A 13,278-nucleotide genomic window follows, 5' to 3' on the forward strand; every position below is an offset into this window, starting at 1 on the left:
CCGCAGCGCTGCGGCTCCCGCGGCCCACCGCCGCTTTCCGGCCGCTGCGCAGGGCAGATATCACGCCGCGCGGTACCCCTCAGTCGTCACTTCTCCCCTGCCTTCAGGGGAACACCCTCAGGAGTCTCGCGATGGGCCCTCAGTCCACCCCTGATCTCTCAACTGCCCCCTCCCCCCTGTCCCTTTCCACCGTCGCCGTCGTCGGCCTGGGCACCATGGGCACCGGCATCGCCGAGGTGCTGGCCCGCGCCGGCCGCGAGGTCATCGGTATCGACACCGACGAAGCCGCGGCCCGGCACGCCGTCACCGCTCTCGAAGCCGCCACCGCCCGTGCCGTGCAGCGCGAGCGGATCACGGAGCGGGAGCGGCAGGACATCCTGGCCCGGTTCCGTACCTTCACCGATCTCCAGGCCGCCGCGGACGCCGATCTCGTCATCGAGGTGGTGCCCGAGGACTACGAGCTCAAGCGGCAGGTCTTCGCCGGGCTGGACGCCGTGGTGCGCCCGGACACCATCCTGGCCACCGGCACCAACGCGCTGTCCGTGACCCGGCTGGCCGCCGACTCGCAGCGCCCCGAGCGGGTGCTCGGCGTGCACTTCTTCAACCCGGCACCGGCCATGAAGCTGGTCGAGGTGGTGTCCTCGGTGCTCACCGCGCCCGCCGCGGTCGCGGCCGTCACGGACCTGGCCCACGACCTGGGCAAGGACCCGATCGCGGTGGGTGACCGCCCCGGCTTCGTCGCCGACGGCCTGCTGTTCGGCTACCTGAACCAGGCCGCGGCGATGTACGAGTCCAAGTACGCCACCCGCGAGGACATCGACGCCGCGATGCGGCTCGGCTGCGGGCTGCCGATGGGCCCGCTGGCACTGCTCGACCTGATCGGCGTGGACACCGCGCGTACGGTCCTGGAGGCGATGTACGCCGAGTCCCAGGACCGGCTGCACGCCCCCGCGCCGATCCTCGGCCAGCTCGCCGAGGCGGGGCTGACCGGCCGCAAGGCGGGCCGCGGCTTCTACACGTACGACGCCCCGGGCAGCGGCACGGCCGTGCCGGACGCGGAGAGCCCGGCGGCCGCCGATGAGCTCGCCGGCGGGCGTACGGTCACCGGCGTCGGCGTGGCCGGTTCCGGGACGATGGCCAGCGGTATCGCCGAGGTCTTCGCCAAGGCGGGCTTCAAGGTCGTGCTGGCCGCCCGCAGCCTGGAGAAGGCGGAGAAGGCCAAGGCCAGGATCGCCAAGTCGCTGGGCCGCTCCGTGGACAAGGGCCGGATGAGCGCCGAGGCCCGGGACACCGCGCTGGCGGCGATCACCCCGGCCGGGTCGCTGGACGCGTTCGCGGACGTGGACCTCGCGGTCGAGGCGGTGGCCGAGGACCTGGCGGTCAAGCAGGAGCTGTTCACGACCCTGGACAAGGTCTGCAAGCCGGGCGCCGTCCTGGCCACCACGACCTCGTCGCTGCCCGTCGTGGCCTGCGCCCGCGCCACCTCGCGCCCCGAGGACGTCATCGGGATGCACTTCTTCAACCCGGCGCCGGCCATGAAGCTGGTGGAGGTGGTCCGTACGGTCCTGACGGCCGACGACGTCCACGCCACCGTGCGGGCGGTCTGCGCCAAGGTCCGTAAGCACCCGGTGGACTGCGGGGACCGGGCCGGATTCATCGTGAACGCGCTGCTGTTCCCGTACTTGAACAACGCGATCAAGATGGTCGAGGAGCACTACGCGACCCTGGACGACATCGACGCCGCCATGAAGCTCGGCGGCGGGTACCCGATGGGCCCGTTCGAACTCCTCGACGTGGTCGGCCTGGACGTGTCCCTGGCCATCGAGAAGGTGCTGCACGCCGAGTTCCGCGACCCCGGGCTGGCCCCGGCGCCGCTGCTGGAGCACCTCGTCGCCGCGGGCTGCCTCGGCCGTAAGACCGGCCGCGGCTTTCGTGAGTACGCCCGGCGCTGACGCGTGGCGGCACCCCGGCCCGGCCGGGGGAGGGTGGGGTGGACTGCTGGAACCCGACGGCGGTCCACCCCCGCTCACGGGGGCAAAAGCTGCACCTCATGCCGCAGGTCGCGTAGATATGCAGTACCGTCCCCACATGTCCCAGCCCGCTCGTACACAACCCTCCGACACCGCCGACACCACCACTCCCGGCACCCGCCGGGCGGCTGCGCAACGGCTCAAAATGCGCCGTGAATTGTCGGCGGCGGCGATGGAGCTGTTTGCGACCAAGGGCTACGAGGCGACGACGGTCGATGAGATCGCGGCCGCCGCGGGCGTCGCCCGGCGTACCTTTTTCCGCCACTTCCGCTCCAAGGAAGAGGCGATCTTCCCCGACCACGACGACACCCTCGTCCGCGCGGAAGCCGTCCTGGACGCCGCTCCGCCGCACGAGAATCCGCTGGACACGGTCTGCCGCGGCATCAAGGAGGTCATGCGGATGTACGCGGCCTCCCCGGCCGTCTCGGTGGCCCGCTACCGCCTGACCCGCGAGGTGCCCACCCTGCGGGAGGCCGAGATCGCCTCGGTGGCCCGCTACGAGCGGCTGTTCACCCGCTATCTCCTGGGCCACTTCGACGAGGGCGCACACCGCGAGGGCGACGACGATCCGCTGCTCGCCGAGGTCGCGGCGTCCGCCGTGGTCACCGCGCACAACCACGTACTGCGGCGCTGGCTGCGGGCCGACGCCCAGGGCGACGTCGAGGCACAGCTCGACCATGCCTTCGCGATCGTCCGGGAGACCTTCGGCGCCGGCATCGGCGCGGGCCGCACCGGCAGCGGGGAGACCCCTCCGGCGGCCGTCTCGCGGGAGGGCGAGGTCCTGGTCGCGGTGGCCCGCACCGACGCCCCGCTGGACGAGGTCATGCGCACCATCCGCAAGGCGATCCAAGAACGCAAGTAACGGCCCTCCGGCCGGAACCGGACATGAGCGCGGCCCGGCGCCCTTGAGCTGACCGGGCCGCGACCCGGATGGCGTAACGCCCTCCCTGCGCACGCTGCGCACACATCACCTCTCTTTGTGTCATCCGCACGCCTCCCATCGGCCCTCTTTCGCTCATGCGTGCCGCCCAGATGACATCTGAGAGAAATTCTTGGCACTCAGTGTCTTGTCGCCTGGCACGCGGTGTCATACGTTGAAGGTGTCCGGGCGGCCGGCGTGCTGAGATCCCACGCACGTCGGCTGTCCCACCAGCCCTATGCGGCTGTCCGCCCGGATGCCTGCGTCACAGGCACCTCCCAGCTGCCGCTGGGCACCGCGCTCACCAGCGCTGCCAGGCACCGCGGCCGACGGCTCTGCGACCCCCGCAGAGGCGACGGCAACGGGGCCACCCCGGCCGAACCGACGGCACCACCTCTGCACCACCCCCGACGTTCCCTCAAAGCCGTTCCCCAACGAGCTTCGCCGGAGGCACCCCGTGAACGAAATCCTGGACGCAATCCTCGCGCCCGACACCACCAGCGCCGACTTCGCCGGCCTGACCATCCCCGAGTCCTACCGCGCGGTGACCGTGCACAAGGACGAGGCCGAGATGTTCGCCGGCCTGGAGAGCAAGGAGAAGGACCCCCGCAAGTCGCTGCACGTCGACGAGGTGCCGGTGCCCGAGCTGGGGCCGGGCGAGGCGCTGGTGGCCGTGATGGCCTCCTCCGTGAACTACAACTCCGTGTGGACCTCGATCTTCGAGCCGGTGTCGACGTTCGGGTTCCTGGAGCGCTACGGCAGGCTCTCCCCGCTCACCAAGCGGCACGACCTCCCGTACCACGTGATCGGCTCCGACCTGGCCGGTGTGGTCCTGCGCACCGGGCCCGGCGTCAACGCCTGGGGCCCCGGCGACGAGGTCGTCGCGCACTGCCTCTCCGTCGAGCTGGAGTCCTCCGACGGCCACAACGACACCATGCTCGACCCCGAGCAGCGGATCTGGGGCTTCGAGACCAACTTCGGCGGCCTGGCCGAGATCGCACTGGTCAAGTCCAACCAGCTGATGCCCAAGCCGAAGCACCTGAGCTGGGAGGAGGCGGCGTCGCCCGGCCTGGTCAACTCGACCGCCTACCGCCAGCTCGTCTCGCAGAACGGCGCCGGGATGAAGCAGGGCGACAACGTCCTGATCTGGGGCGCGAGCGGCGGGCTCGGCAGCTACGCCACCCAGTTCGCGCTGGCCGGCGGAGCCAACCCGATCTGCGTGGTCTCCTCCGACCAGAAGGCGGAGATCTGCCGGAAGATGGGCGCCGACGCGATCATCGACCGCAACGCCGAGGGCTACAAGTTCTGGAAGGACGAGCACAACCAGGACCCCAAGGAGTGGAAGCGCTTCGGCAAGCGCATCCGCGAGCTGACCGGCGGCGAGGACGTGGACATCGTCTTCGAGCACCCCGGCCGGGAGACCTTCGGCGCGTCCGTGTACGTCACGCGCAAGGGCGGCACCATCGTCACCTGCGCCTCGACCTCGGGCTACAACCACGAGTACGACAACCGCTACCTGTGGATGTCGCTGAAGCGGATCGTCGGCTCGCACTTCGCCAACTACCGCGAGGCGTGGGAGGCCAACCGCCTGATCGCCAAGGGCAAGATCCACCCGACCCTGTCGCGGACCTACACCCTCGAAGAGACCGGCCAGGCGGCGTACGACGTGCACCGCAACCTCCACCAGGGCAAGGTCGGCGTGCTGGCGCTGGCCCCCGAGGAGGGCATGGGCGTGCGTGACGAAGAAATGCGCGCCAAGCACCTCGACGCCATCAACCGGTTCCGGAACGTCTGAGGCGACTCGGACTTCCGGACCACGAAGATACGGGCCTGATATGACTGAGCGTCAGAAGGATCGTCCGTGGCTGATGCGGACCTACGCCGGCCACTCCACCGCCGAGGCGTCCAACGAGCTGTACCGGCGTAACCTCGCCAAGGGCCAGACCGGCCTGTCGGTCGCGTTCGACCTCCCGACGCAGACCGGCTACGACCCCGACCACATCCTCGCCCGCGGCGAGGTCGGCCGGGTCGGGGTCCCGGTGTCCCACCTCGGCGACATGCGACGGCTGTTCCAGGACATACCCCTGGACCAGATGAACACCTCGATGACCATCAACGCGACGGCCATGTGGCTGCTGGCGCTGTACGAGGTGGTCGCCGAGGAGCAGGGCGCCGACATCTCCAAGCTGTCGGGGACGACGCAGAACGACATCGTCAAGGAGTACCTGTCGCGCGGGACGCACGTCTTCCCGCCGGGCCCTTCGCTCCGGCTGACCACCGACATGATCACGTACACGGTGGCGCACATCCCCAAGTGGAACCCGATCAACATCTGTAGCTACCACCTACAGGAGGCGGGCGCCACACCCATCCAGGAGATCGCGTATGCGATGTCCACCGCGATCGCGGTACTGGACGCGGTGCGGGACTCGGGGCAGGTGCCGCCGGAGAAGTTCGGTGATGTCGTGGCCCGTATCTCGTTCTTCGTGAACGCCGGTGTCCGGTTCGTCGAGGAGATGTGCAAGATGCGCGCCTTCGGCCGCATCTGGGACAAGATCACCCGCGAGCGCTACGGCATCGAGAACGAGAAGCAGCGCCGGTTCCGCTACGGCGTCCAGGTCAACTCGCTCGGCCTGACCGAGGCGCAGCCGGAGAACAACGTCCAGCGGATCGTCCTGGAGATGCTGGCCGTCACGCTCTCCAAGGACGCCCGCGCCCGCGCGGTGCAACTCCCCGCCTGGAACGAGGCGTTGGGGCTGCCCCGCCCCTGGGACCAGCAGTGGTCCCTGCGTATCCAGCAGGTCCTCGCCCACGAGAGCGATCTGCTGGAGTACGAGGACATCTTCGCCGGCTCGCATGTCATCGAGGCCAAGGTGGACACCCTGGTCACCGAATGCCTCACCGAGATCGAGCGGATCCAGGAGATGGGCGGCGCGATGGCCGCGGTGGAGTCCGGCTATCTCAAGTCGCAGCTGGTCTCCGCGCACGCCGAGCGGCGGGCCCGGATCGAGGCCGGCGAGGAGAAGATCGTCGGCGTCAACTGCTTCGAGGGCACCGAGCCCAACCCGCTCACCGCGGATCTCGACACGGCCATCATGACCGTCGACCCGGCCAACGAGGCACGGGTGGTCCAGGCGCTGCACGACTGGCGGGACAACCGCGACGAGACACGCGCCCAGGAGGCGCTGTCGGTCCTGAAGAAGACCGCGGCGGGCGACGGCAACCTCTTCGCGGCCACCGTGGAGTGCGCACGCGCCGGCGTGACGACCGGCGAGTGGGCCTGGGCGCTGCGGGACGTCTTCGGCGAGTTCCGGGCCCCCACGGGCGTCTCCAGCGCCCCCCTGGCGGTCGCCGCCGAGGAGGGCAGCCCGCTCGCCGCGGTCCGCGAGAAGGTCGCCAAGACCGCCGCCGAGCTCGGCAGCGGCAAGCTGCGCCTGCTGGTCGGCAAGCCCGGCCTGGACGGGCACAGCAACGGCGCCGAGCAGATCGCCGTACGGGCCAGGGACGCCGGCTTCGAGGTGATCTACCAGGGCATCCGGCTGACCCCGGAGCAGATCGTCTCGGCCGCGGTCGCCGAGGACGTGCACTGTGTGGGCCTGTCGATCCTGTCCGGCTCGCACGCCGAGCTGGTCCCGGACGTGCTGGCCCGGCTGCGCCGCACCGGCGTCGATGACATGCCGGTCATCGTCGGCGGCATCATCCCCTCCGCCGACGCCGCCGCGCTCCGGGAAGCCGGAGTGGCGGCCGTGTTCACCCCCAAGGATTTCGGTATTACGGAGATCATCGGCCGTATCGTCGACGAAATCCGGAAAGCGAACCAGCTCGACCCCCTGGAGGTCCCCGCATGACCCAGGCTCACCCCCGGGTAAACCGCCTGCGACCGCGCCGCTCCTGTCTCGCGGTCCCCGGCAGTAATCCCCGCTTTCTGGAGAAGGCCCAGGGCCTTCCGGCCGACCAGGTCTTCCTGGACCTGGAGGACGCCTGCGCGCCGCTCGCCAAGGAGGGCGCCCGGCACCACATCGTCGAGGCGCTGAACGAGGGCGACTGGACGGGCAAGACCCGGGTCGTGCGGGTCAACGACTGGACGACGCACTGGACGTACCGGGACGTCATCACGGTCGTCGAGGGCGCCGGCCCCAACCTGGACTGCATCATGCTGCCGAAGGTCCAGGACGCCCAGCAGATCGTGGCGCTGGACCTGCTGCTGACGCAGATCGAGAAGACCATGGGCTTCGAGGTCGGCAGGATCGGCATCGAGGCGCAGATCGAGAACGCCAAGGGCCTGGTGAACGTCGACGAGATCGCCGGGGCCTCGCCGCGCCTGGAGACCATCATCTTCGGCCCGGCCGACTTCATGGCGTCCATCAACATGAAGTCCCTGGTGGTCGGCGAGCAGCCGCCCGGCTATGGGGCGGATGCCTATCACTACATTCTGATGCGCATTCTGATGGCGGCTCGCACCTACGATCTACAGGCAATCGACGGTCCGTACCTTCAGATCAAGAATGTTGACGGCTATCGCGAGGTCGCCGGCCGCGCCGCCGCCCTCGGCTTCGACGGCAAGTGGGTACTGCACCCGGGTCAGGTCGAGGCCGCCAATGAGGTGTTCTCCCCCTCCCAGGAGGACTACGACCACGCCGAGCTGATCCTGGACGCCTACGAGTGGCACACCTCGGAGGCGGGCGGAGCCAAGGGTTCCGCGATGCTCGGCGACGAGATGATCGACGAGGCGAGCCGGAAGATGGCACTGGTCGTCGCCGGCAAGGGCCGGGCCGCCGGCATGACCCGCACGTCCAAGTTCGAGGCCCCGGAGGCATAAGCACCATGCAGTTCGGCCGTACCTACGAAGAGTTCACCGTCGGCGATGTCTACAAGCACTGGCCCGGCAAAACCGTCACGGAATACGACGACCACCTCTTCTGTCTGCTGACGATGAACCATCACCCGCTGCACATGGACAGCAACTACGCGGAGCAGACCACCGACTTCGGCAAGAACGTCGTCGTCGGCAACTACATCTACTCGCTGCTGCTGGGCATGTCGGTGCCCGACGTCTCCGGAAAGGCCATCGCCAATCTGGAGATCGAGTCCCTGAAGCATGTGGCGCCCACCTTCCACGGCGACACGCTCTACGGCGAGACGACCGTGCTGGACAAGACGCCGTCCCGCTCCAAGACGGACCGCGGCATCGTGCACGTCGAGACCAAGGGCTACAAGCAGGACGGCACCCTGGTCTGCGTCTTCCGGCGCAAGGTCATGGTCCCGACGGCCACCTACATCAAGGAGCGCGGCGGCGAGCAGCCCGGCCGCCCGGAGCTTCAGGCCCCTCCGGCCAAGAAGGAGAAGTAGCCATGACCCGTCTCGCGCAGACCGAGGGCCTGACCGACATCCAGCGGGAAATCCTCTCCACCGTCCGCGACTTCGTGGACAAGGAGATCCTGCCGGTCGCCACCGAGCTGGAACACCGCGACGAATACCCGTCGCAGATCGTCGAGGGCCTGAAGGAACTCGGCGTGTTCGGCCTGATGATTCCGGAGGAGTACGGCGGTCTGGGTGAGTCCCTTCTCACCTACGCGCTGACCGTCGAGGAGATCGCCCGCGGCTGGATGAGCGTCTCGGGCATCATCAACACCCACTTCATCGTGGCCTACATGCTCAAGCAGCACGGCACCCAGGAGCAGAAGGACTATTTCCTGCCGAAGATGGCGGCCGGTGAAATCCGTGGCGCCTTCTCGATGTCGGAGCCGGCGCTCGGCTCGGACGTGTCGGCCATCTCCTCCAAGGGCGTACGGGACGGCAACGATTACGTCCTGAACGGCCAGAAGATGTGGCTCACCAACGGTGGCACGTCGACGCTGGTCGCCGTGCTGTGCCGGACCGACGAGGGCCACCCGGAGGGCACCGCCCCGCACAAGTCGATGACGACCTTCCTCGTGGAGAAGGAGGCCGGCTTCGGTGAGGTGCGGCCCGGCCTGACCATTCCGGGCAAGATCGACAAGATGGGCTACAAGGGCGTCGACACCACCGAACTGATCATGGACGGGCTGCGGATCCCGGCCGATCGGGTGCTCGGCGGCGAGACCGGACGTGGCTTCTATCACATGATGGACGGCGTCGAGGTCGGCCGGGTCAATGTGGCCGCACGCGGCTGCGGTGTCGCCCAGCGCGCGTTCGAGCTGGGTGTTTCGTACGCGCAGCAGCGGCACACCTTCGGCAAGCCGATCGCACAGCACCAGGCCATTCAGTTCAAATTGGCGGAAATGGCGACAAAGGTCGAAGCCGCGCATGCGATGATGGTTAATGCCGCTCGCAAAAAGGACTCGGGTCAGCGAAACGACCTCGAGGCGGGCATGGCGAAGTACCTGGCCTCCGAGTACTGCAAGGAGGTAGTGGAAGACGCTTTCCGGATCCACGGCGGCTACGGCTTCTCCAAGGAGTACGAGATCGAGCGCCTCTACCGCGAGGCCCCGATGCTCCTGATCGGCGAAGGCACCGCAGAGATCCAGAAAATGATCATTGGTCGACGGCTACTCGAGGAGTACCGGATCCAGGGGTGAACGTCCTGTTTGGGGTGCTTTGATCTAGACGAAGATCACACCCCGTCATCGTTCTTCGGCCACGGATTGGCTCTGGCTCTTGGCCAGTTGCCGCTCGCAACCGATACCATCCCCGGAAAGCCGCCGTCCCCCGTATCCATACGCGGCATCCTCCGCTACGAAGGTCATCCATGCCCCACAGCCAATCCTCTGCACAACGCGGTCGTATCCGCCTCGCGCGCGGAGCGTCGCCGTGGCTCCTGCCGACCGTTGCCACGGCAGCGGTCAGCCTCGCCCGGTCCCGCCGGTCGGGTCGCTGGGCCGCTGTTGCCGTGCCCACCACCGCGCTGGCGGCGGGCATGCTGTGGTTTTTCCGCGACCCCGAGCGGGAGATCGCTCAGGGACGTGTCATCTCCCCGGCCGACGGTGTGGTGCAGAGCATCATGCCGTGGAAGGACGGACGCACCCGCGTCGCGATCTTCATGAGCCCGCTGAACGTCCACGTCAACCGCGCGCCGCTGGCCGGCACGGTGACGTCCGTGGAGCACATCCCCGGCGGGTTCGTCCCGGCGTTCAACAAGGAGAGCGAGAACAACGAGCGGGTGGTCTGGCACTTCGACACCGAGCTCGGTGACATCGAGATGGTGCAGATCGCCGGCGCGGTGGCCCGCCGTATCGTCCCGTACGTGCCCGAGGGCACCAAGGTCGAGCAGGGCGAGCGGATCGGACTGATCCGCTTCGGCTCGCGCGTCGACGTCTACCTCCCGGAGGGCGTCGAGGTGGCGGTCGAGGTCGGCCAGGCGACCACCGCGGGGGTGACTCGTCTTGACCGTGATTGATCCCGAGACACAGGCGGGCTGGGCGCCCGAGACCGACGAGGACGAGGACGACATGCCGCTGTCCACGCGGCTGTCAATAGCGGACACCCTCACCCTCGGCAACGCGATCTGCGGCTTCATGGCCGTGTACTTCACCACCACCGGGGTCCTCATCCCGCATCTGACGGGCACCGAGGACGGCGGGATGGCCCGGAACAGTGCGGCGATGGCCGTGATCCTGATGCTGCTGGCGTCGGTCTTCGACCTCTTCGACGGGCTGGTGGCGCGCAAGCTGCGGGCCTCGGCGATGGGGGCCGAGCTCGACAACCTCTCCGACCTGATCAGCTTCGGCCTGGCACCCGCGTACTTCGTGGTGACCTGGGGCATGGTCACCCAGGACGCCAACCAGCGGGTGTCCGTGGTCGCTGCCGTCGTGGTGCTGCTCGCGGTGGTGCTCCGGCTTGCCCGGTTCTCCTGCGTGCCGATGCGCGACGGCATGTTCCAGGGCATGCCGGGCCCGTTCGGCGCACTGACCGTCGTGGCCATCGTGCTGCTGGAGCTGCCCTTCGTGCCGACGCTGCTGGCGATCATCGGGGTGGCCTGGCTGATGGTGAGCCGGGTCGAGTACCCCAAGCCGCGGGGCCGGCTCGCGGTGGCGGTGCTCAGCTGGATCGTGCTCAGCATGGGCATGCTCACGGCCTGGGCGCTGGACGCCCCCGGCGGTCAGCTGCTGCTCCAGACCGGCTGTGCCCTCCAGGTGGTCATGGGCGCGATGATCCCGCTGTTCGCGACGGCCCGGAGGGTCAACACCTTCCGCGACAACCGCCGTGAGTCGCGGGAGGAGTCCCGCGCCGCACAGCTCCCCTAGCGGAACGCAGAACGACGCCGCGGGCCCCGAGCGAGTTTCTCGCTCGGGGCCCGCGGCGTTGTGGTGTGTGCGGCCCGCGGCGGGCCGCGCACCGCCTCAGATCAGGAAGTCCCGCGCCAGCTGCTCCGCCGTCCGCTCCAGCAGCGGGCCCGCCTCGGCCATACAGCGGGCCGGGTCCGGCTCCAGATCCGTCAGGGCGTAGGCCCGCCGGATGCCCGCAGCGCCGAGCGCTTCCTGCGTCAGCTGGAGGCGGCCGCAGACCGCGACCACGTCCAGACCGGCCGCACGGGCCGCGGCGGCGACCCCCGCCGGCGCCTTGCCGTGCAGCGTCTGGGTGTCGAGCGAGCCCTCGCCGGTGATGACGAAGGTGGCCTTGGCCAGCGCCGGGGCGAAGCCCAGGACGTCGAGCATCACGTCGATGCCCGGCCGGAACGCCGCGTCCAGGCCGACCAGCGCGCCGTAACCGATCCCGCCCGCGGCGCCCGCGCCGGGTGCCAGGGCGTGTTCCGCGGCCGTCGGGCCCACCGCGCGCTCCAGCACCTCGGCGTAGTGCGCCAGCGCGGCGTCCAGCGCGGCCACGTCCGCCTCGCTCGCGCCCTTCTGCGGGCCGTAGACCGCCGGGGCGCCCTTCGGACCCGTGAGCGGGTTGTCCACATCGCTGGCGAGCACGATCCCGGTCCTGGCCAGCCGGGGGTCCAGCCCCGTCAGATCGGCGGTGGCCAGGTCGCGCAGCGGGCCGCCGCCAGGGGCGACCGGCTCGCCGTCCGCGTCCAGGAACCGCGCGCCCAGCGCCGCGAGCATGCCCGCGCCGCCGTCGGTCGTGGCGCTGCCGCCGACGCCGAAGACGATCGAGGTCGCGCCCGCGTCGAGGGCCGCGAGCAGCAGCTCGCCGGTGCCGTACGTGGTCGCGGTCAGGGGCGCGAAGACGCCCGCCGGGAGGTGCTGGAGCCCGGAGGCCTCCGCCATCTCCACCACCGCGGTGCCTTCGTCGCGCAGCGCGAAGGTGGCCGTCACCGGCGTGCCGGTGGGGCCGGTGACCCGTGCCTCGTGCCGGGTGAAGCCGGCTGCGAGTGCCGCCGCGACCGTGCCGTCGCCGCCGTCCGCGACCGGGACGGCCGCCACGTCGAGACCGGGGACCGCACGCCGGAGACCGGCCGTGACATGCTCGGCGACCTCGACGGCCGTGAGCGAACCCTTGAATTTGTCCGCGGCGATCAGCACATGCGCTGTGGATGTCCTTGCTGCGTCCGCCACCGTGTTTCCCCTTGCTTTCGAACTGGCAGTCGCGCCGCTGTGACCTTATCCGGCGCATGGCCCGGCGAACAGGCCACTTGGGACGTGCCTTGCCGACACGGCGGGCTCGCGGGCCCGGTACGCACTCCCCCAAGGTCTTCGGGCCCCGCTGCCTGATCGCCCCCTGATCCGTCCCTGATTCGCTCCCTGATCCGCCCTGACCCGTCCTGGCCGGAAAGACACGCCCGGGGTCGGGCGGTGCTGCCGAGCGCCCCCGGGGTGCGCCGGCAAGATCCCCGGGACCGGCGTGGCCCCGGACCCGTACCGTCTAGGCTCGCGCCGTGACCACCTTGGACTACGCCACGTACATCGCCGGCCTGCCCCGTGTGCTCGCGGGCGCGGGCATCATCTTCCGTGACGCGGAAGGCCGCCTTCTGCTCGTGGAGCCCAACTACCGCGACACCTGGATCCTGCCGGGCGGCACGGTCGAGTCGGACCACGGCGAGTCGCCCCGTCAGGCCGCCCGCCGCGAGGCCGCCGAGGAGATCGGCCTGGACGTGGAGCCGGGCGCGCTCCTCGTCGTCGACTGGGTACGTGGAAAGGACCGGCCGCCGCTGGTGTCGTACCTCTACGACGGCGGGGTGCTGGACGCCGCGCAGCTGGCCGCGATCCGTGTGCAGGAGGACGAGCTGCTCTCCTGGCGCATGGTGCACTGGGACGAGGCCCAGACGCTGGTGAACCGGGAAATGGCCCTGCGCCTCGGCGCCGCCCTGAAGGCCCTCGCGGACGGCCGTGGACCGGCGGAACTGGAGGACGGCGTGCCGCCGGCCGGGGCTGACGGTACGTCGGAATAAGGCGAGCGGCGGTCATCCCG

The 13,278-nt window shown here is 69.7% G+C and carries 11 protein-coding genes; 10 read left to right on the forward strand and 1 reads right to left on the reverse strand.

What is annotated here, in order from left to right:
• Window positions 1–131 precede the first annotated feature (131 nt).
• From IF67_RS0109490 to pssA, 9 genes are all read left to right on the forward strand, one after another.
• A complete protein-coding gene (locus tag IF67_RS0109490; RefSeq protein ID WP_051817824.1) occupies window positions 132–1,952 on the forward strand; it encodes a 3-hydroxyacyl-CoA dehydrogenase family protein in 1,821 nt (606 codons plus the stop codon).
• Between the two features lie 136 nt (window positions 1,953–2,088).
• The gene (locus IF67_RS0109495) at window positions 2,089–2,892 is read left to right on the forward strand and encodes a TetR family transcriptional regulator (RefSeq protein WP_030984039.1); all 804 of its coding nucleotides are present in this window, start codon (window positions 2,089–2,091) and stop codon (window positions 2,890–2,892) included.
• A gap of 514 nt (window positions 2,893–3,406) precedes the next feature.
• Window positions 3,407–4,744, forward strand: a complete 1,338-nt coding sequence (ccrA, locus tag IF67_RS0109500) for a crotonyl-CoA carboxylase/reductase (RefSeq protein WP_030984040.1) — start codon at window positions 3,407–3,409, stop codon at window positions 4,742–4,744.
• 40 nt (window positions 4,745–4,784) lie between these two features.
• The gene (locus IF67_RS0109505) at window positions 4,785–6,797 is read left to right on the forward strand and encodes a protein meaA (RefSeq protein WP_030984041.1); all 2,013 of its coding nucleotides are present in this window, start codon (window positions 4,785–4,787) and stop codon (window positions 6,795–6,797) included.
• The gene (locus tag IF67_RS0109510) at window positions 6,794–7,768 is read left to right on the forward strand and encodes an HpcH/HpaI aldolase/citrate lyase family protein (protein ID WP_030984043.1); all 975 of its coding nucleotides are present in this window, start codon (window positions 6,794–6,796) and stop codon (window positions 7,766–7,768) included. The genes IF67_RS0109505 and IF67_RS0109510 overlap by 4 nt, the downstream gene beginning before the upstream one ends.
• 5 nt (window positions 7,769–7,773) lie before the next feature.
• Complete coding sequence (locus tag IF67_RS0109515; RefSeq protein WP_030079426.1) at window positions 7,774–8,298, forward strand: MaoC family dehydratase; 525 nt, start codon at window positions 7,774–7,776, stop codon at window positions 8,296–8,298.
• A gap of 2 nt (window positions 8,299–8,300) precedes the next feature.
• On the forward strand, window positions 8,301–9,506 hold the full coding sequence (locus IF67_RS0109520) for an acyl-CoA dehydrogenase family protein (RefSeq protein ID WP_030079425.1): 1,206 nt from the start codon (window positions 8,301–8,303) through the stop codon (window positions 9,504–9,506).
• 170 nt (window positions 9,507–9,676) lie between these two features.
• Window positions 9,677–10,324, forward strand: a complete 648-nt coding sequence (locus IF67_RS0109525) for a phosphatidylserine decarboxylase (RefSeq protein WP_030984051.1) — start codon at window positions 9,677–9,679, stop codon at window positions 10,322–10,324.
• Window positions 10,311–11,171 carry a CDP-diacylglycerol--serine O-phosphatidyltransferase gene (gene pssA, locus IF67_RS0109530; protein ID WP_030984053.1) on the forward strand — a complete coding sequence of 287 codons (861 nt, stop codon included), beginning with the start codon at window positions 10,311–10,313 and terminating at the stop codon, window positions 11,169–11,171. The genes IF67_RS0109525 and pssA overlap by 14 nt, the downstream gene beginning before the upstream one ends.
• Before the next feature lie 96 nt (window positions 11,172–11,267).
• Here pssA and IF67_RS0109535 read toward each other — a convergent pair whose 3' ends face one another.
• Complete coding sequence (locus IF67_RS0109535) at window positions 11,268–12,392, reverse strand: glycerate kinase (protein WP_030984056.1); 1,125 nt, start codon at window positions 12,390–12,392, stop codon at window positions 11,268–11,270.
• Window positions 12,393–12,745: 353 nt separating this feature from the next.
• On the opposite strand from IF67_RS0109535, the gene IF67_RS0109540 reads away from it, so the two are divergent.
• Window positions 12,746–13,258 carry an NUDIX domain-containing protein gene (locus tag IF67_RS0109540; RefSeq protein ID WP_030984058.1) on the forward strand — a complete coding sequence of 171 codons (513 nt, stop codon included), beginning with the start codon at window positions 12,746–12,748 and terminating at the stop codon, window positions 13,256–13,258.
• Window positions 13,259–13,278: the final 20 nt, after the last annotated feature.

The organism is Streptomyces sp. NRRL S-1813 (assembly GCF_000719605.1).
Classification (GTDB): domain Bacteria; phylum Actinomycetota; class Actinomycetes; order Streptomycetales; family Streptomycetaceae; genus Streptomyces; species Streptomyces decoyicus.